The sequence below is a fragment of the Emticicia aquatilis genome, assembly GCF_014644295.1.
GTDB lineage: Bacteria > Bacteroidota > Bacteroidia > Cytophagales > Spirosomataceae > Emticicia > Emticicia aquatilis.
Window position 1 is genome coordinate 1 of the sequence record NZ_BMKK01000003.1, and the last position, 20,074, is coordinate 20,074.

The following is a 20,074-nucleotide window of genomic DNA, read 5'->3' on the forward strand; positions in this document are numbered from 1 at the left end:
TCATCAGAAATGATGAGACTTTTTTTGTTATTAGCCTATACCAACCAAATTAACAAACAAAAGCGTTGTGCCTCAAACTCGGGTGAAAGACGGACTGAGAGCCCCTCCAAAATTTTATTATGCAAATCAAAGGTAGCTCATAAGGCTGCCTTTTTTGCGTTTAGGTAACTACGAAAATACTAAAATAAAGTCGCTCTGTTTTTCAGTTCTCATTGAAACACAATCTTTCATACATCTACGCCTCCATATTAGCATATTTTTTGACTAATTTTATGCCCCTAACTTGGTGATATTCTGCTCATTTTAGTCCCGAACTAATATTGAAAGCGTATGTAAAAATACTTTTCCATTGTTACTTTATTGCCCTTCCTAATTTTCTATATAAACATTCACCAGTATTTTTTTGTAATTTTGCAGACTACTAACTTTCAATTTAGATGGCGTACATACTTTTTGATGATGAGTTAATCAGAAATCAATTGAAACCTTTTACTTTTACTCGTCCAGTTGCCGATATTCGTTGTGGTATCTTGACTATTAGAGATAAATGGGCATTTAGACTAAAAACAAAAGTTACGTGTCTTTCAAAGCGTTATTTAGAAGAAATTACGGCTGAGAGTTCGATAAATACTTACATCAATGGAGCTGTTTGTCCCGACGAAATTTTAATTACTGAAATTAATAAATTGGTCGTTGGTGAGTGTTTAGTTGATAGTAGTAATAATGTATTGGCCATTCGGACTACTGAAAAACTTTCTTTCCCAATAAATTTTCAAGCATTTCGGCAAAAGAGATTTGACGGTGAGATAAGTATCATCACTCAATTGCCGCATATTTTCTTGAAAAATGGTGACCAGATTAAGGCAGATTTTAAACTAATTACAGAAGGGCGACAATCGCAGGAAATAACAGACCCTTTTACACGTGTATATGGTTCGGAGAATATCTTTGTTGAAGAAGGTGCGAGTATCAAATCTGTGATTTTGAACGCTGAACAAGGCCCGATATATATAGGTAAAAATGCTTCGATACAGGAAGGTTCGATTGTGATTGGGCCAGTTTCGATTGATGAAGGTAGTGTAGTGGTTTGGGGTAGTAAAATTCGACCTAATACTACGCTTGGGCCGTACTCTAAAGCAGGTGGTGAGGTTGGAAGTTCAGTAATCTTTGGTTATTCAAACAAAGCTCACGATGGATTTTTAGGGGCTTCGGTTATTGGAGAATGGTGTAATTTGGGTGCAAATTGCAACAATTCAAACCTTAAAAATGATTATTCGGAAGTAAAACTATATAATTATGCCACCGATAAACTCGAAAAAACGGGAGAATTATTCTGTGGTTTGTTTATGGGTGATTATACAAAGGCAGGAATTAGTACGATGTTTAATACGGGAACGGTAGTTGGTGTTTGTTCAAACATTTTTGGGGCAGGTTTTCAAGATAAGCACATTCCATCTTTTATGTGGGGGGGAGCAGATACCGAATATGTAGATTATCGTTTTGATAAAGCTTTAGAGGTTATTAGAGCTACAATGGCTCGACGAAATAAAGAACTTACAGATAAGGATATTGCTATTTTGAAGCATGTTCATGATTTTAAAAAATAAAGGCGTACTTACGAGGGAAGCGTTATAGGTAAGTCTTCGCTTCAAGCGAAGACTTACTTGGCTTCTTTGAATCTATTTTACCAATGCTTTTTCGAGAAATTATAGGTTTAGACGACGTAAAACAATCGTTGATACAGGCGGTCAATAGTAATCATGTGGCACATGCTCAGCTTTTTCATGGAGCAGAGGGTAGTGCAAACTTGGCATTGGCGTTGGCGTATGCTACCTATATTAATTGCGAAAATAAGCAAGCCGATGATGCCTGCGGACGTTGCCCAAACTGCAATAAAATGAGCAAGTTGGCTCATCCTGATGTCAATTATATTTTTCCAACTGCGGGGGGGAAATCGGTTATTTCTGAAAATTTTATGCCTCAGTGGCGTACTTTTGTAAAAGATACGCCTTACGGAACACTTTCCGACTGGCTCGAACATATTGCTATCAAACAAGGAAATATTCCTGCCGAAGAATCTCGTCAGTTGATTCAGAAACTTTCTTTGAAATCTTATGAGGGGGGCTACAAAATAGCCATTATTTGGCAATCCGAAATGCTTAATATTGCGGCGGGAAATGCTCTTTTGAAAGTTTTGGAAGAACCGCCAGAACAAACGCTGTTTTTGTTGGTTGCCAGTAGCTCGGATAAGTTATTGACGACTATCATTTCACGTACGCAACGCATCGCTGTGAGAAATTTTACGGACGATGAAATTGTCAGTTATTTGACTCAAAAACAAGACATTGGCCCCGAAAGAGCCAAACAAATTGCTTACCTTTCTGACGGAAATCTGAATCATGCTCTGGAGATAGCTCATAAAACAGACGATGACCAACACGCTTGGTTTGCCAACTGGATGCGAATGTGCTATGCGTTGAATATTCTGAAATTAGTGCCAATGGCTGATGAATTTGATGCCAAAGGAAAAGAGTATCAGAAAGCTATGCTTGAATATGGTTTGAGTATTTTTAGAGAGATTTTCTTGTATTGTCATGGAGGAGAAAACTTAATTCGACTTGAAGGTGATGAATTGGTGTTTGTTCAGAAATTTTCTAATGTGTTGAATATCAGCAATTTAGAGGCTATTACTAATTTGCTGAGCGAATCCCATTATCATATTGAGAGAAATGGACGTGCAAAGATGATTTTCTTGGATATTTCGTTGGCGATAGCTCGTTTGATGCGGTGAGGTTGGTTACTTGTTATTGGGAAATTTGTTATTTGTTTCGACTGAGTTTCTCAAAATTTCGTAAGTGTTTTTAAGTGAAAATAATTATAGGCGAACCAGAGGCAAACGTTGCCCGGTTCGCCCCACAGATAAATATGAAAATAAAGATTGGTACACGTGGTAGTAAATTGGCTCTTTGGCAGGCTTATTATATTGAAGATAAACTGAAAGCTGATGGCATTGAAACTGAAATAGTAATTATAGAAACAAAAGGCGATAAGATTCTTGACCGAGCTTTATCAAAAATTGGTAGTAAAGGAGTTTTTACCGAAGAATTGGAAGACCAATTGCGTTCGGGAGAAATTGATATTGCCGTTCACTCTGCCAAAGATTTGCAGTCGGAATTGGCTGATGATTTAGAACTAATTGCCTTTACTGAGCGTGAGAAAATTGCTGATGTTTTGGTGAGTTTCAATAAAAATTTATCGCTTGGTAGTGGCGAAAGCTTTGTGGTCGGAACTTCTTCTACTCGACGAGTGGCTATGCTTCGCCATTATTATCCACATATAAAAATTGTGGATATGCGTGGAAATTTGCAAACTCGCTTGCGTAAACTCGAAGAAGGACAATGTGATGCTCTTTTGTTGGCTTATGCGGGCGTGCATCGCATGGGATACCATGAGATGATTGCTCAAGAACTTCTTACAACCCAGTTTACGCCGCCTGTGGGGCAAGGTTGTGTGGCGATTGAAGCCGCTAAGAGTTTATCGGAAGAAAAACGTGCTGCTATTCGTAATTTAATTAATGACGATGTAACTGAGAAGTGTTTAATAGCCGAGAGAGCATATTTACGTAAGTTGCAAGGTGGTTGTTCGATTCCGTCGTTTGGGTGGTGTGTGGCAGAAGAAAAGAATGGAGAATTAGCTTTAAATATGACTTCGGGAATCATTAGCCTTGATGGTAAAATGATTGTCAAGAAAAATGAGTCAAAATCAGCTGCTGAGGCCGAACAACTCGGTGAAACTTTGGCTGAAAAAGTGCTAAGAAGCGGCGGAGCAGAGATTTTGGAGGGAATTAGAAATAATATTTCGTAAGAACTAAACGTGTGAGGTATCCAAAACCTCACACGTTTGATAATATTAATCCTTAATTTCTTCTTTAATTTGTACCTCAGTTACTGGGCCGTATTTTTCGGCAATCTTCTTAATCTCGGACGATTTTCCTACCATTACAAACTGCAATTTATCTTTCGGAAAATAAGTATCAATGATTGATTTGGCTTTTTCAAGCGTAAGTCCATCAACGTTTTTTTCGAAATTATTGATGAAAGACTCATCGAAATTATACCAAAACATTTGTGTCAATAAACCTGATAATTGTCCTGCGGTTTCGTAGCGTGGCGGAAATTGTCCTTTTACATAGTTTTTGGCCGAAGCGAGAGCGTTTTCGTCGATGCCGTTTTTGTGAAGTTTATCCAGCACTTCCAAGGCTTTATCGATGGCGGCTTCGGTAGTTTTATTTGCCGTGAATGTTGAAATGGCGAATGTTCCACCAGTTTTCAATGGACTGAAACGGCTATTGGCCCCGTAAGTAAGACCAGTATTTACACGAAGTTCGTCGTTAAGCATTGAGGTAAATCTGCCGCCAAAAAGCGTATTTATAACATCAATTGCTACGTAATCTGGGTTATTTCTACTAATTCCTGCGGCTCCGATATTGAAAGTTGTTTCACGAGCATCATCTTTATTGATAAGCAAAACACGGTTTCCGGTTGGCTTTGCGATTGGCTTCGCTGCTAAGTTTTCCTGTGTTTTTGTGCCTTTTTTCCACGAACCTAATAAAGCTGTTAAAATATTTTTCATTTCTACACTATTGAAATCACCAACTACTGAAATGGCTGAGGCTTCGGGTAAGTAATTTTCTTTGTAGAAAGTTTTTATATCTTCAACAGTCAGCGGACTAACAGTCGATTTTTTTCCTTGAATGATATTCCCATACACGTGGCTTCCGTACATAAATTTATCAAAATAAGCAGGCAAAACCGAGCGTGGACTTTCTTTTTGTTGGTCGAGATTTGAGAGTAAACGCTTCTTTTCTTTTTCAAATTCTGCATTATCGAAAGCTGGTTCGAGCAAAACTTCTTTGATAATACCCAACACTTTGTCTTTATCTTTGGTAGCAAATTTGGCCGATAAACCTGCTGACTCTTTTGAAGCATAGGTATTTACGTAAGCTCCTATGAAATCGAGTTCTTCGTCGAGTTGGGCTTTTGTGTAGCTTTTTGTGCCGTGTTTAAGAGCAGTTGCTGTCAAAGAAGCCAATCCTGCCTTTGTGCCGTCATAGATGGCTCCTGCTGGTAAAACTACCGATACGCTGATAACTGGCACTTCTTTCTGTTCCATCAAGTAAACAGTCAGGCCGTTAGCTAATTTGAATTTTTGATATTTGGGCAACTGGTAATTTTGTGCCAAAATTAGGCTGCTGCTTAGGCATATCGCCAAAGCTGCGGTGAAGAATATTTTGATGTATTTAGACATGATTTTAGACAAGAGATTTGAGAATAAGTAGTCCACCGTCAATGGTCGGTAGTCTACAGTAAAGCGTTCATTGTTAGTTTTTTACGCAAAAAAAAATAAAATATTTCAGTTATTGCCTGTGTCCTCACAGGCAATAACTACCTTATTCTTCGGTATTTGCTTTCAGGATACCTACTGTGCGAGTGGTTTTCTTGAAATATTTTTTTGCTACGTTTTTGATATCATCTACCGTTACTTTATTGAAGGCCGCTGGTGCGTCAAACATTTTTTTGTAGTCGCCAAAGAAAACTTCGTAGGTGCCGATATTATTTGATTTTCCATTAATGGTCTCGATTTGACCATAGAATTCCATCAATTTCTGATTCTTGATTTTCTGCAATTCTTTTTCGGTAATACCTTCGGTTTTAATTTTCTCAATTTCTTCATAAATCGCTTTTTCTAAATCATTTTCGTTGACCTTAGCGGCTGCGGTTGCATAAATACCAAACAAAGTTGGGTCGAAACTTTCGCCAAAATTGGTGAAAACTTGGGTAGCCAATTGTTTTTTGTCAACCAACGAGCCATACAAACGAGAAGAATTACCGCTACTAAGAATATCGCTTAAAATAGTAAGTGCATAATAATCTTCGTTTTTCGATTCTGGCACTTTGTAGGCAATCATCAAGGCTGGCGTAGAAACATCTTTTTGCACCCAAACACGGCGTTCGCCAGTTTGTGGAGGTTCAACAATCATTACTTTTGGGGGTTCGGGCTGGGCAGGAATTGACTCAATGTATTTTTCGGCCAAACGCTTTACTTCATCAAACTTTACATTTCCCGAAATTACAGTTACACAGTTATTTGGGGCATAGTAAGTCTTGAAATAACGCTCTAAATCTGACTGCTTCCAGTTTTTCATGTCATCTTCATAGCCAATAACTGGCCAATGATAAGGGTGTTCTTGAAAAGCAGTGCCTTGAACAGTTTCCGAAAGTAATCTCCACTTCGAGTTTTCGAGGCCTGTGCTACGTTCGCTCAAAACTACGCCTCTTTCACTCTCAACCATTTTAGGGTCGATACTTAGTGTTGCGATGCGGTCGCCTTCTAAATCGAAAATCACTTCGGTGGCCGATGAAGGAAACCAGTTGGTGTAAACTGTTACGTTTTCGGTGGTGTAAGCGTTGTTTGCTCCACCATTAAATTCCATAGTGCGGTCAAACATCTTTGGGCCGTACTTTTTCGCCCCGTTGAACATCATGTGTTCAAAAAAGTGCGAAAGTCCCGTAATACCTTGATATTCGTTGCGGCTACCTACTCGGTAGAATAAATACATGTTGGCATTAGGAATAGAACTGTCTTCAATCACCAAAAATTTCATGCCGTTTCTGAGTGTGAATGTTTTTACGTCTTCTGCTTTCATTTGTGCATTGGCCGAGAGTAGCCCCACACACAAAAGTGCAGACATCAGAAGCTTTTTCATTGGAATAAATTTTAATTGTTGATTAGCCTGTAAAACTATCAATTTTAAGCTTTTGTTGTGCTTTTTTATTTCTTAAAAAAACATAAAGCGTTGGATGAATACCAACGCTCGATAGGAGTAAAACCATGTTTCAAGAAACTTTAGTTGCTCCCACCAGTCTGTACACTACCAAAACTGAAAGTCGGTAATGGAATTTTTACGCTGAAAAACCAATATCTTTTATCATTCGGAACGTTGTAGCCGATGCCGCCTTGTAGCCAATCTTTAAACAGTGAAACCGTAAGTCCAACGCCAAGCTCTGGGACATCATCTTTATTAAAATCCATCGAAGCGAAGTTTAGCCCCCAACCCAGACCGAAGTATTTATTGTAGCTAACTGATTTTCGACGAAGTTTTTTGTCGAAAAGGCCTGTCATAATAAAACTATAAGAAGCTGCTGGCTGAAAAACTGTTTTGATAGGCAAAGTCTGTGAGTGTGGGTCTGCGAAAATCACACCTACGGTTGTATGTACACTCGGAAGCACTTTAAACAAGTAAATGCGGTCGGTTTCGAGCGTTTGAGTTGAATTTTGTCCAGTACTCGTGCCAATTTTAATAATCACAAAATCGCCTTCTTGGCGAAAACCAGTGTCTTTCAGCGAAAATTCGGTTTCTTGTGGCAGTGCATTAAAGGCCAGTTTTGTGTTCAAATCTGAAAATTGTAAGGTACTTTCATCAAAACTACTGCCTTTGAAAAAACCAATCAGCTCGTTTTTGGCTGTATTGAGGTTTTCTAAATCGCTATTGATGCCAGTCACAACGCCGTTGAGTTGCGTTTGTAGGGCAGTTAAATCGGTTTTTATTTCGCCTGCGGCTTGATTGGCAAGTTTCTGAACTAATGGAATGTATTTGTTTTTGAGGGTGTCAACAATCAATCGGCTGGTTGTATTATAAAGGTTACTCAAATCGCTTTGGGTTTGTAGTAAAAATTGCTGTGAACTCATGCCTTGAGCCGAGCTTGGATTCTTGTATTTTTCGCCCAAAGCTTTCAAGCTATTAGCGTAGTTTTGTAAATCAATAAAAACTGGACGAACCTGTGCGATAACTGCTGGAGCTTGAGTTTTGTATTTATCGACCAGATTTTTAGCAAAATCTCGTAAACTCGCTAAGGATTTGAAAGTAGCTGTATTCTGAAAAACATCCGTAACGAGCTGCATCACTTCCTGATTCGTAACTTTTCCATTTTGATTGGTATCAGTGATTAAATCCGAAAAAGTTTTGAGTTGTTGTTGCTGGGCATCGCTCAACTGAAAATTGAATCTTTCTACCTCATATCTATCGCCTTTTTGGAGTGAATCGAAACCCGCCAAATGAATGGGTGTTTGCCCCTGTTTGGTTACTATCCAAGCTCCGAGTTGCACCAAAATCTTTTGATTACTGATGGAGTCTTTGATGATTTTTCTTAAATCTTCGGATAAACTTTGGGCAGCATCAAACAAAGCACCATATTGTCCACTTTTTGTGGCGAGTTCGTTGAGTGGAAGTTTATTGAGTTTATCATCGAAATCGTCGGCAATTTCGGGAGCGGCATCTAAGATGGCGTTCGGGGCTTCGGCAGCATCGGCAATGGATTTGGCATAAACCGCAAACGAACCTGTATTATTCGTAAGGTTTTTGAAGTTTTTGTTCGATTCCTTGATTTTATCCAACGATTCTTTGCGTTTACTCAGAGCAATGCTGACTTTATTGACCTTATCCCAAAAACTTTTTGGAAGCTGCGTTTTTGAACGCATACGACGAGCTAACGAATCAGAATTGATTTTTATCTGAATATCGCTGTTGATATCCACCACCTTTTTTTCGGTTGCTGAGCCGCCATCATCGTCTTTTTCTGTCCAATTTAAAATTTGGGCATTGACAACGGACGAAATTAAAAATAAGAAAAGGAAAAGTTTTTTCATGGCTATCAAGACTTTGTTCGGTTTTTTGAAGAATTAATTTAAACCAGCCGAAAGCGGCGACATACGGTCGGGGCTAACGGTGCGGTCGGCTTCTGCCCGAATAAACCCGATAGCTATTTTGGCTTTGTTGAGTTCGTCTTCGGCTGTGATGCCATCGCAGATAACCCCACTCAGGGAAATGAAAACAGCTTTGAAAGTTGCTCCCTCATCAAACTTATTGATTACCAGTGGTTTGGCAGGAAACGTTTTCAGTAAATCAATAATTGGCTCGTAGGGCGGTGTATCAGCCCATAAGACTCGACGATGGTTCTCGGCGATATTTCCGCCCGCAATCACATCGGCTATTCCTGCCATTGTTTCGGAATCTGGGTCGTTTCCTGCCATCACCATCATGACAAATGGCTGCGTTGCAATGAAGTTTTTGAGGGCATCGACTCCCGCTTGTCCTGCGGGAATCCGAGTAGTTTTGAATAAGTCCATGACGATAGAATTTTGCCTCAATTAAGGCAAAATTCTTGTATTTTCTTAGCGTAAAAACACCTGATTTTATCAAGTGGTCTTGTGGCTTGCTAAATATTCGTTTCTGACAACGGTAGCCGTTTTGTGGTCGCCCGAATGATGCCAACCTGGGGGCATAAAAATATAAAGGATTTTATCTTTGAGCGTAGGAGCCGCCCAAACATCTTTAAAAAGTGCGATGAACTCACCGAAATAGACATCCCAAAGATTGCCCGAATCCATTGGTCGGGTGATGCCGTATTCGAGTTTTATTTCATCTTTTTCGAGTTGATATGTACCGAAAACTTTATCCCAAATATTTAATAGATTACAAAAATTAGTATCCATATAAAGTGGATTGCGGGCGTGATGCACTCGGTGGTGGGATGGCGTGAGAATGATATGATTCAAGAACCCCATTTTGCCGTTTTTCATGAGGTTTTCACCTACGTGAATAAACATTCCGTAAGTGCCATCAATAAACATAATAAAAAACAACAATGCAGGATGAATGCCCAAAATGATGCAAATCGACCCACGAATGACATCAGCATAAGGGCCTTCGAGGAAAAAATGAGCGTGCGAAACTGACAGGTTCATGTTTTCGGGCGTGTGGTGAGTTGAATGTAAACACCAAAACAAACGAACTTTATGCCCCAAGAAATGATAGGCAAAATGCGAAAACTCCCAAACAATATAGCCATAAATGAGCCAATACCAAGTAAAAGTGGTTTGGAAAGGGGCATAAGGTTGAAGTGTAGCAATCAGAAACGAAATAGCTCCGATTGAAATAAAACGACCAATAAAACGATTGAGGATGTAAATTAAGAAAGTCATTTTATAGACTTTGGTATGTGGATTTTTCTGAATGATACCACTGATAAGTTCGAGAACGAGCAGTAGTGGCAAAATTGGACCAATGCCCGTAAGGATACCATCGAAAGTAAGAAATTTGCTGAAATCGCCCGATTTAAGAATCTCTAAAGTACCACGAAGCCCCAAGAAACTGATTATTTCTTGGTACAAAAACTCAAGAATTTCCATCTGTTTATCTATAATATTTTGTTAAGGTTGAATATGAATTCAATTTCTAAAATATTTTTATAAGTATGATGCTTTTGATAAAATTTTTTATTGAACTATTTTTTGTGCTTACCAAAGCTCTCTTTACTAATTGAAAAAAAAAATATTCTTTGGCTTCAAATATTTTAATTTTTTCTTGGAATATTTTAAAATATTTATTACGTTTAATAACCTTTAAAGGATACTTAGTGTAAGATGTTGATTCTATGAATCTACACAGTAATGACTTTGCTCACTATAAACTCTTACCATCATGAAAGTACCTATTTTAGCTTCACTTTTACTGACAATTACAATATACTCATGTCAGAAATCTTCATCGGCGGTCAATAGCGGAATCGTTGACCAAGCTAAAGAAGAAAAAGAAATCATCGCATGTATTGAGGCAGAAACTGACTGCTTTTTTAAACGAGACTATAATTGTTGGCAAGACCAATTCACTCATTCAGAATATTCTTACCAAGCATGGAGCAATGCTGACGGCACTTTTGACGCAAGTGTTGGCTGGGAAAATATTAATAAAAATCTTGGGAAATTTATTAAGGAAAATCCTGCTGAACCCGAAAAGGAGGGAAGTAGTCACCCGATTGTTAAACGGAAAAATATGAAATTTAAGTTTTATGGAAACAATGCCTCGCACGTAACTTGGGACCAATATAACAGCGACCGAGACCAAAAGTATTTTTTGCATAGCAAAGAAGTACGTTTGATGGAAAAGGGAAGCGATGGTAAATGGCGGATTGTCAATGTTTCTGCTTTTTGGAATTACAAAAACAAGATTCCAACAAATAAAATTTAGTAAACAAAAGAGCCATTTCTGAATATTAGAAATGGCTCTTTTGTTTAATTTTCTTCGAGAGAAGATTTCGCTTTAGCTTCTAATCTTTCTTTCATTGTGATTCTTCCTTTTTCAAAATTCTTTTTATTGAGAGCGTTGTGCTGTTCTTTGGTGATTCTCAAACCTTTTCTCGATGCAAACTTAACAACGGAAGAGCGAGTTCGTTTGAGATTTTGGGCAATTTCTGAAAATGAAATCTGTCCATAATTTTTGAGGATGTATTTCTCTTCACTGGCTGTAAACTCACTTCTGTTCCAGCGGTTTCTGATAGCCTCTGTTTCTTCGAGAGTTTTTAAAAAACCATGTTTCTCGCAAAGATATTTTACCTGAGTCCAGCTTAGATTACCCAAGATATTGCTCATTTCTCGGGCGGTCATTGTGCGATAGTTGGCTTTCAAAAAGTTTATTGTTTCTTGAGGAATTGCTTCACTTAGTGGTTTTCTGAGAGGTTTAATATTGAGCCTATGGAAGGCAATTCTGATGACATCGCCACTACAATTGAGCTTTTGGGCAAACTCTTTTACGGTGTATTTTTTATGATTTTCTTGGATAAATTTTTGTCGCTCCAATAAGTGCGACGGTGTAGGCAAGGTTGGTTTAATGGATTTTATGTTCAAACATTTAAGATGATATCTAACCGAAGTGATTGAGGTATTCAACATTTTGGACATTTCAATAGCAGTGTGTTGCTTGTAGTGTTTCAGAATGAAATCAATCTTTCTTGCTGCAATCGCACTTTTCTTTCGCTCTTTAGTTTTCATTGCCGACACCGTTACATCGGATTTTGCAGGAACTTCAATAACTATCGGAACTTCTTTTATTGGTTCTACTGCCACTGGCTGAGGTTGCTCTTTAGGTACTTGTACATCGAGCGTAGAAACCAATTTCTCTTTTTTTATAAACTTTTCAATCACTTCGAGCGGTTTTCCAATTCTAAAAGCCAATTGTTGCTTAGTAAGAGTATTGATATTATTACGGATAGAATTTTTATCTGACGCACTTAATTCGTTAGGCTTGGCAGACTTAAATCTCTTGCCTGTCACACTCATTCTACCTATTGGGGCAATTTTTTTCATTTGTTAAACATTTTTCTCAATTTCAAATATAGTACTATTTGAGTGGATTTGGTAGAAAATTTGTATATTTCTGTAATTCATGGGGTCTTACGTATAATGTCTTTATATTTGTTTTTTATTCAACTTTATTTTATACAATGAAAGAAAAAATATTAATTATCACTGGTGATGCTGGTGAAGGTTACGAATGTTTATACGGAAAACATCGCTTTGAAGAAGCTGGTTATGAGGCAGTTATTGCTGCACCGAGTGTAAAAAGGCTCAATTTGGTTATCCACGACTTTGAACCTGGCTGGGATACTTATATCGAAAAACCAGGCTATATCGTAGAGGCTAATATTGCCTTCGCTGATGTAATAGTTGAAGATTACATTGCGGTTTTAATTTTGGGTGGAAGGGCCCCTGAATTTCTGCGACACAACGAAAAAGTAATCGAAATCGTAAGAGAATTTGATAAAACTGATAAGTTTGTGTTCTCAATTTGCCACGGAATTCAGATTCTGACAGCCGCAGGTTTGGTCAAAAATAAAACCATTACGTGCTACGAAAATGTAAGATTTGAAGTAGAAGCCTGTGGAGGAAATTTTGTGGGTAAAGATGAAGCCGTAAGAGATGGTAAGTATGTTTCTGGCCAAACGTGGCAATCGCACCCCGACTTTTATCGAATGGTTTTTGAATGCTTGAATGAGAAATAGATACAAAAAGGCCTCTGCTAACTGTTTAGCAGAGGCCTTTTTTGATTTATAGATAACGAAATTCTTACCAAACCATAATGCGTTCGCTTTCGGGTTTGTACATTTTATCGCCAGGTTTTACATCAAATGCTTTGTAGAATGGCGTAAAGTTCATCAATGGGCCGTTCACACGCCACATAGCTGGTGAGTGTGGGTTAGTGTTTACATACGTACGCATATAGGCATCTTTGGTTTTTACACGCCAGATTCGGGCAATGGAAATGAAAAAGCGTTGTTCGGGAGTGAAACCATCAATTTTTTCGTTGCTTTTTGCTTGTTCAGTTAGTTTAAAGGCATCGTAAGCAATGGCAATTCCTGCAATATCGGCTGTGTTTTCTCCAACGGTTAATGCTCCTTTGATGTGCATCGAATCGAGTACCGTAAATTTGTTATACTGCTCAATCACGAGTTGAGTTTTGGCCTTGAATTTCTTAAAATCATCGGCTTTCCACCAGTTTTTTACATTCCCTTGCTTATCATACAATGCTCCTTGGTCATCAAACGAGTGCGTGATTTCGTGACCAATTACCATTCCAATTCCACCATAGTTGAGGGCATCGTCGGCATTCATATCGAAATACGGTGGTTGAAGAATTCCCGCAGGAAAAACAATCTCATTTAATGGTGGATTGTTATAGGCCGTTACCGTTGGTGGAGTTGTTCCCCATTCGGTGCGGTCAACTGGCTGACCTATTTTTGAAATTCCATAAACAAAATCATTTTTGCTCGTAGCCAGTCGATTTTCAAAATAAGTACCACGATTGATAACCACTTTTGAGTAGTCTCTCCATTTGTCAGGGTAGCCAATCTTTTCAGTAAATGCGTAGAGCTTTTCTTTGGCTTTCGCTTTAGTCGAATCGCTCATCCAATCGAGGTTAGTAATTCGATTTTCAAAAGCTGTTTTCAAATTTTTCACCAATTCTTTCATGCGTCGCTTGGCTTCTTCGGGGAAGTATTTTTTCACATAAAGTTGAGCAAGCCCATGCCCAAGCGACCTATCCACGGCTTCTGTAATTTCTTCACCACGTGGTTTTTGAGTAGATTGTCCTGATAGCACCTTAGCGTATTCAAAAGAAGCTTTTGTGAAAGGTTTGCTCAGAAAATCAGCATACGAAACCAGCGTTTTGGCTCTTAGATAAGCTTTCCAGTCTTCGATTGATGCCGAAGCCAATAAAGAGTTTAAGTGGTCATAATAAGCAGGTTGTTGCATATTTAGCGAATCTATTTTCACACCCAACGCTGCAAAAAACGCTTGCCAACCAATGTTTGGTTGTTTTTGGGCAATGCCCGAAACTGCGAGTTTATTATAGTTTGCTTGCACATTTCGGCGTTCGATATTGGTCTTGTGCGATGCCGCCAATTCTTTCTCGATGGCGTATGCAGCCGAGGCCATTTTGCTTGCAGTAGCCGCATCAATCCCCGTAAGTTTAAACAAGGTACTTAGGTAATTTTGATAAGACTTTTGAATAAAAAGTGTAGAAGAATCAGTTCTGAAATAATAATCTCTTTCGGGTAAACCGATTCCTGTTTGACCTAAATTGACGATATTAATAGCACTATTTTTAATATCTGGCCCAACACGAAAGCCTATGATAGAAAAATTATTGAATTTCTGCTGGTCGGCCACGTATTTCATAATGCCAGCCACATCTTTGATGCCATCAATTTGTTTGAGCATTGGCTTTATGGGGTCGAAACCTCTTTTGTTGATAGTGGTGGTATCCATGCCCGAAGCATAGAAGTCGCCTACTTTTTGTTCGATGCTACCTTTGAGATTTTTAGTAGCCGAAACACTATCCAAAATGCCTTGGAGGCGTATGCGTTGCGGATAATTCATAAACGAATATGCCCCAATACCCGATTGGGTAGAAGGAATTTCAACTGAATTATACCACTTACTGTTGACATACATAAAGAAATCATCGCCAGGTTTTAGGGTTGGGTCAATGCCAGTGATGCTTACTTTTTGGGCGAAGCTTGTACTGATACAGCTTATGATAAACCAGAAAATTAATAAGAGAGGGTAGTTTTTTTTCATGATTGTTGATAATTTTTCTTAAAACGAAAGGTACTACTATCAGCCGGAAAAATCTACAAGCAATGAAGGTATTTTCGATGTTTATCGACCTGTTGAGGGAAATTATCGACTTTGTTGGTGAATTTTTTGTAGGCTTGCTGTGCAAAAACTGGGTGTTCTCGTTTCAAACTTTGCTCGGGTGAGTTTCGTTCTCCAGAACGCAATTTTCAAGTTGACATCAGGAGAGGTCAGAACACCTCTGCGAAGAAAGATTCTTCGCAGAGCGAGTGGAGATATTACAATAATTTAGATTTAACAATTCTTAGGTTTTCTTCTTTTTTCGGTTTTCGTTTTTGGATAGAGGTTTTTGTAAAGAAATTATGACTTTCCAAGAATTTCTCCTGCAAAAAATTCCAATCACGCTCTGAACTTATGATGCCGAGCATCGTAAGTTCATCAAAAAGTTTGTCTCCAATAGTAAAAAAGTCATCCCGACCCAGATAATCCAAATCAGCATCAGCCAGAATTTCTTCTAAGTGGTTATGCGGCGTTTGTGGTATCTTGGTGGCCATTATCATGCCTTTTATAGTGTCTATTTGAGATTGAGTATAACCATAATTGGGCAAATGCTTTTGGGCAATGACGCACGAGTTGGCTTCGTGGTCTTTAGCACCATGCAAAAACCCTGTATCATGAAACAACGCAGCTGTTTTTAGCAACTTTATATCTTCGGCGTTCTTTTGTTCGGCTTTACCTATTTCGGTAGCTGCCTTTATGACGTCTTCTACGTGATTTACACTATGGTAAGTCAAATGCTTGGGAAGGTTGTTTTTAAGCTCCGCAATAATCACTTTTTTAATTTCATTGTATCTCATAAAATATCAAATGCTTTTATTGACAAAATACATATCTAATGCCCCTTTACCTTTGGTATCTATTTTGCCTCGGTGTTCACAATCAAACTTTTCGTGAATAAGGGCATACGTAGAACCCGAAACATTCAATCTACCTTTTACCCCATTTTGTTCCATTCTGGCGGCCGTATTTACAGTATCACCCCAAATATCGTAGGCAAACTTTTTCACTCCAACTATGCCCGCAATAACAGGGCCTGAATGAATACCAATTCTTATTTCAAAAGAATTTTCGTTCAAAGACTTCTTTTTGTTGATAAACTCCAATATTTCAAGACCAGCGTTTACGGCATTCTGTGCATGATTAACGTTGGTTGATGGTAGGCCACTTACGGCCAAATAGGCGTCGCCAATGGTTTTTATTTTTTCTAAACCATACTTTTCCATTATTTTATCAAACTCAGTGAAGCATACATTTAGTTCATTTAGCATTTTTTGAACCCCCAACTCCTCTGATTTCTGAGTAAAATTAACAAAATCAGTGAATAATACGGACACTTCATCATAATGTCTGGCACTACTTTCACCATTTAGCTTTAGTTCCTCGGCTACTTCATGAGGTAAAATATTCAGAAGCAATTCATCAGATTTTCGTTTTTCGTAGGCTATTTTTTTGTTGTCTTTTTGTTTTTGATAATAGGAGAAACCCGCAAAACCCAATAAAGCCAAAGAGAGAGCCATTCCTAAAGCCCACATATTTTTCATATATCTGGAATTCTCAATTTCTGCCTTTGCGAGAGCATCCTTTTTCTCCTGATTTATTCTGGCAATTTCTTTTTCTTGGTTGAATTTCAGCGTGATAGCCTTTTGCTTTTCTTCGTATTTCAATAGTATCAATTTTCTTTTAAGCTCTTCCTCCAGAACGAGCCTCTTCTTTTCTTCTTCGGTTTTGGCCAAAGCTTGTTTTTTTTCAAATTCAAATTTTATTGCCTTTAATTCTATCTGTTTTTCCAGTTCGAGACGTTTGGTTTCTTCTTCCAATTTAATTCTACTTTTCTCAATTTTCATTTCGTACTCCGACTCAAAATCAGCGAATTCTCTGAGTTTTTCTTGACCATATACTACATTTTTCGAAGCGATGGCTTTCTTCAAGTAAGAAAGTGCCAAATCATAATTCTCTGCATACTCATAGCCCTTTGCCAGTTTTTCGTAGTTTTCATATAAGCCATATTGGGCTCCCATATTACCTTCAATATCTTTGGAAGAGTTCTCCAACTTGCCTAACCAACCCTTCAATTCATTTTGTTTCTTGGGGTCGGTTTTCAGTGTTAGACTATCTTGAAATAACTTACTCAGTTTTATTATATATAGTTGGTTTTGATAAGTAGATTTCGCTTTCTGTATATCCTCCTCTGGTGCAAGTTCAATTGCCTTTAGTATATTTTCTTCAGCTTTGTCAAAATCCTTTTCTTTTTCCTGAATCTGTGAGTTTGTATAATATACTTGTGCGAGTAAGGGGTTATTACCAGTTTTTTCAAAATATTCTTTGTTGCCCTTTAAGTAATATTTGGCCGAATCTAATTTATTGGATTCCACATAAGCCAATGCAAGGAAAGTTTTGGCCTGAGCATCAAATAAGGTGTTTTCTTTTTTATTTAAACTCAAACTTTTCTGAAATGCTGAAATACCTTTTTTAAAATCTCGACTTGTCACATAAAATATCCCCAACATGAAATTCGCATCATTAAGTTTATCAGGAAAATTGATTTTTATAAAATCGTAATATTTGTTTAGTGCTTCGAAGGTATTTTTAAGATTATTTTGAGCAAAGTTGGTTGAAAATAAACTTTGGTATGATGCCAAGACCAAATTTTTATCTATGCTCTTACCCTTAGTATATGAATCTATATTTTTTTTATAATATTCTTCCCCTTTTTGGGTTTCCTTTTTCAAGAAATAATAAGCCCCTAATAAATAGTTTAATACAGCTGCTTGATTGATATCATTTGAATTTTCTAATAATTTTTCGGCCTTGCTCAAATATGGATACGCCCCATCTGGCTTCCCTTTCATTAGGTGCTGCTGAGCCATCCATACATTCATAGATGCTAACTTATCCTTATCATCAATTGTGGCATTTGCAGTGAGCATTTTGTCGATATAGACAATGGCACTATCATACTTTTGAATTCCAAAATATTCTCGTGAAAGCTGTCCAAGAAGCGATGTTTTCGTTTTTAGTGTAGAAGCGGTATCTAATTTGCTTTTTAAACCCGTGATTGTGGCAGATTCTTGGGCTTTGAGAACAAAGCTGAAAAAGAAAAGAATTATTGTGAGGGATGTTTTCAAAGTAGTTTTTTTTCAAAAATATACAAATACTATTTGTCGTACAAATTATATTTCAAATTCTGAATAGCATAAATCAAGGCCATATTTTTCAAAATATAATTTTGTAGAATGGCGTTTATACGAAGTTTTGTATTTTTATTTCAACTTTAGGCCTTGTTGTGTGAATACTGGAACTTTGTATGGGTGAGTTTGATTTTCTCGAACGTAATTTTCAAATTGACACCTCGTGATGCCAATTTGAAAATTAATTACTTCGTTTGGCTAAATGTTTTACATTTAGTCATTGTGAAATGCGTTCTTAGAACGCAACTTCAAAGAAGCACCTTTAAGATACCGTTCTTAGTTAAATTCGATCGAATTTGGTAAAATGTATTTTAATAAAAAACTTTCACAATAGTTCTTTATGAGTCTTAATACTTCTATACCATTAATCAATTTTATCTTTTTATATAAAGTTTTGACTTTTTCTATCACATCTTTTGTAAAATCAGTATTAGTAACCATTACTCCACCATGAACTCTATTTTCTTCAACAACTTGTATAAAACTTCTAAATTGGCTAATATTAACCTTCTTTTCTTTCTGAAACGATTTACATTCTAATAATTGGTGTACAGGTATAAAGCCATTTTTTATGATTAGTGCGTCATAGCCACCATCTCTTGTTGCTTTTGTAGGTTCAACTTCATACCCTAAAAAGGTAAATAGCTTATTGACTAATTTTTCAAAATCATTATGATGAATAAACTTCAAATTGTTATTGTCTTTATAAATTGTTAATGCACAGGCATCAATAAAGTCCATTTTAATACTAAACTTTTTATTTATAAGATTAACCCAAGATTGTAGATTATAAGTGTCATATTTAGATATTTCATTAGGTTCATAAATTGTTGAATCCTTCATTATATTATTGATAATATCATCATCTGAGATAATATTTTTTAGCACTCGATATTCTGTCTGAATAGAAATGCTCGAATCTAATTTAAATAATAAATTTTCTATGATAGGTATTACAGGATTTGAAGAAATTATTCCATTTATGGTTGATAAATGCTTCAATAGAGTGTTTGAAGAAATTACAAACTTCATAGTATTTAACTTAATATTGATACATACAAATTTAATCAAAAGGACTGGTATATTATTATCGTTCGGCTAAATGTCTCACATTTAGTCGTTGTGTTAGCCACAACGGAATTGTCGTTTTAAGAACGACAATTCCGTTAGCTCAAAAAGTAATATTTCTATTTGTATCAATTACTCTTGTTCCGTAGTATTCAACCCCAATGAGCCCACCTTTATCCATAAAATTACTGGCAGAAGAATAAAGGTAGTCTTCCGCTTTAGCTACAATTCCTGCACGTACTGGATTTTGATGAATATAGTCTGCTTTCTGAAAGAAAAATTTATCACTAAATATTTCGACTGCATGATTCTCATGTGTCCAAAATTGCGAACTTGTCATATTAGATTTGCTTCTTGCAGCGAACTCAAATCGTTTTAACATCCATTCTCGGCGACTTTCTGGTTCGGTTTCAATAGCTTTCAAAATCTTAGCTGCTGTAAATTTCTTAATATCACGTATTAAATCTGAAAGTTTTGCATCTTTTGAAGCAGCTATTAAATGTATGTGGTTTGACATTATCACGTATGAATATAGCCACAAACCTTTTTCTTTTTGACAATATCGAAAACTATCCAATACAATATCTCTGTATAACTGCCTTGAAAAAACATCAACCCAATCGACTACTTGAAAAGTTAAATAATGTATAGCCGACTGATTGATAATTTGATAACCTTGGCTCATAATTTTCTTCTTATTTTGAATCTGAAACTTATTTCGCAATGCCGTTCTAAGAACGGCTGACACACCGACTGAATAAAAATTCAGCCAAACTCAAAAAACTATC

At 37.1% G+C, this 20,074-nt stretch carries 16 protein-coding genes; 5 read left to right on the top strand and 11 right to left on the bottom strand.

All coding sequences use genetic code 11. The annotated features are described in order from the left end of the window. Nucleotides 1-437 precede the first annotated feature (437 nt). The 3 genes from IEX65_RS07370 to hemC all read left to right on the top strand — a co-directional run bounded on the left by IEX65_RS07370 (nt 438) and on the right by hemC (nt 3,864). Complete coding sequence (locus IEX65_RS07370; RefSeq protein ID WP_188765402.1) at nt 438-1,607, top strand: putative sugar nucleotidyl transferase; 1,170 nt, start codon at nt 438-440, stop codon at nt 1,605-1,607. Between the two features lie 83 nt (nt 1,608-1,690). Beyond that, on the top strand, nt 1,691-2,791 hold the full coding sequence (locus IEX65_RS07375) for a DNA polymerase III subunit (protein WP_188765403.1): 1,101 nt from the start codon (nt 1,691-1,693) through the stop codon (nt 2,789-2,791). 134 nt (nt 2,792-2,925) lie between these two features. After that, nucleotides 2,926-3,864, top strand: coding sequence for a hydroxymethylbilane synthase (gene hemC, locus IEX65_RS07380; protein WP_188765404.1), 939 nt, complete (start codon nt 2,926-2,928; stop codon nt 3,862-3,864). 45 nt (nt 3,865-3,909) lie between these two features. Here the strand turns inward: hemC and IEX65_RS07385 are convergent, their stop codons facing one another. The 5 genes from IEX65_RS07385 to IEX65_RS07405 all read right to left on the bottom strand — a co-directional run bounded on the left by IEX65_RS07385 (nt 3,910) and on the right by IEX65_RS07405 (nt 10,248). Further along, nucleotides 3,910-5,307, bottom strand: a complete 1,398-nt coding sequence (locus IEX65_RS07385; protein WP_188765405.1) for a M16 family metallopeptidase — start codon at nt 5,305-5,307, stop codon at nt 3,910-3,912. A gap of 142 nt (nt 5,308-5,449) precedes the next feature. Beyond that, the gene (locus tag IEX65_RS07390) at nt 5,450-6,766 is read right to left on the bottom strand and encodes a M16 family metallopeptidase (protein WP_188765406.1); all 1,317 of its coding nucleotides are present in this window, start codon (nt 6,764-6,766) and stop codon (nt 5,450-5,452) included. Nucleotides 6,767-6,906: 140 nt separating this feature from the next. Next, nucleotides 6,907-8,706, bottom strand: a complete 1,800-nt coding sequence (locus IEX65_RS07395) for a hypothetical protein (protein ID WP_188765407.1) — start codon at nt 8,704-8,706, stop codon at nt 6,907-6,909. Nucleotides 8,707-8,739: 33 nt separating this feature from the next. Beyond that, nucleotides 8,740-9,186, bottom strand: coding sequence for a hypothetical protein (locus tag IEX65_RS07400; RefSeq protein ID WP_188765408.1), 447 nt, complete (start codon nt 9,184-9,186; stop codon nt 8,740-8,742). 69 nt (nt 9,187-9,255) lie between these two features. Then, nucleotides 9,256-10,248 (bottom strand): sterol desaturase family protein, encoded by a 993-nt coding sequence (locus tag IEX65_RS07405; protein ID WP_188765409.1) that lies wholly within the window; start codon nt 10,246-10,248, stop codon nt 9,256-9,258. A 292-nt stretch (nt 10,249-10,540) separates the two neighbouring features. Between IEX65_RS07405 and IEX65_RS07410 the strand changes: the two genes are divergently transcribed. Continuing rightward, nucleotides 10,541-11,086 carry a hypothetical protein gene (locus IEX65_RS07410; protein WP_188765410.1) on the top strand — a complete coding sequence of 182 codons (546 nt, stop codon included), beginning with the start codon at nt 10,541-10,543 and terminating at the stop codon, nt 11,084-11,086. Between the two features lie 44 nt (nt 11,087-11,130). Here IEX65_RS07410 and IEX65_RS07415 read toward each other — a convergent pair whose 3' ends face one another. After that, nucleotides 11,131-12,201, bottom strand: a complete 1,071-nt coding sequence (locus tag IEX65_RS07415) for a hypothetical protein (RefSeq protein WP_188765411.1) — start codon at nt 12,199-12,201, stop codon at nt 11,131-11,133. A gap of 137 nt (nt 12,202-12,338) precedes the next feature. On the opposite strand from IEX65_RS07415, the gene IEX65_RS07420 reads away from it, so the two are divergent. Beyond that, a complete protein-coding gene (locus tag IEX65_RS07420; protein WP_188765412.1) occupies nt 12,339-12,896 on the top strand; it encodes a DJ-1/PfpI family protein in 558 nt (185 codons plus the stop codon). 64 nt (nt 12,897-12,960) lie between these two features. Here IEX65_RS07420 and IEX65_RS07425 read toward each other — a convergent pair whose 3' ends face one another. The 5 genes from IEX65_RS07425 to IEX65_RS07445 form a co-directional block, all read right to left on the bottom strand. Then, entirely contained in the window at nt 12,961-14,973 is a 2,013-nt protein-coding gene (locus tag IEX65_RS07425; protein WP_188765413.1) for a M13 family metallopeptidase, read from the bottom strand. 275 nt (nt 14,974-15,248) lie between these two features. Beyond that, nucleotides 15,249-15,827 (bottom strand): HD domain-containing protein, encoded by a 579-nt coding sequence (locus tag IEX65_RS07430; RefSeq protein WP_188765414.1) that lies wholly within the window; start codon nt 15,825-15,827, stop codon nt 15,249-15,251. A gap of 6 nt (nt 15,828-15,833) precedes the next feature. Next, complete coding sequence (locus tag IEX65_RS07435) at nt 15,834-18,155, bottom strand: adenylate/guanylate cyclase domain-containing protein (RefSeq protein ID WP_188765415.1); 2,322 nt, start codon at nt 18,153-18,155, stop codon at nt 15,834-15,836. A 339-nt stretch (nt 18,156-18,494) separates the two neighbouring features. Next, nucleotides 18,495-19,250, bottom strand: coding sequence for a restriction endonuclease (locus IEX65_RS07440; protein ID WP_188765416.1), 756 nt, complete (start codon nt 19,248-19,250; stop codon nt 18,495-18,497). A 139-nt stretch (nt 19,251-19,389) separates the two neighbouring features. Further along, nucleotides 19,390-19,971 (bottom strand): REP-associated tyrosine transposase, encoded by a 582-nt coding sequence (locus tag IEX65_RS07445; RefSeq protein WP_188765417.1) that lies wholly within the window; start codon nt 19,969-19,971, stop codon nt 19,390-19,392. Nucleotides 19,972-20,074: the final 103 nt, after the last annotated feature.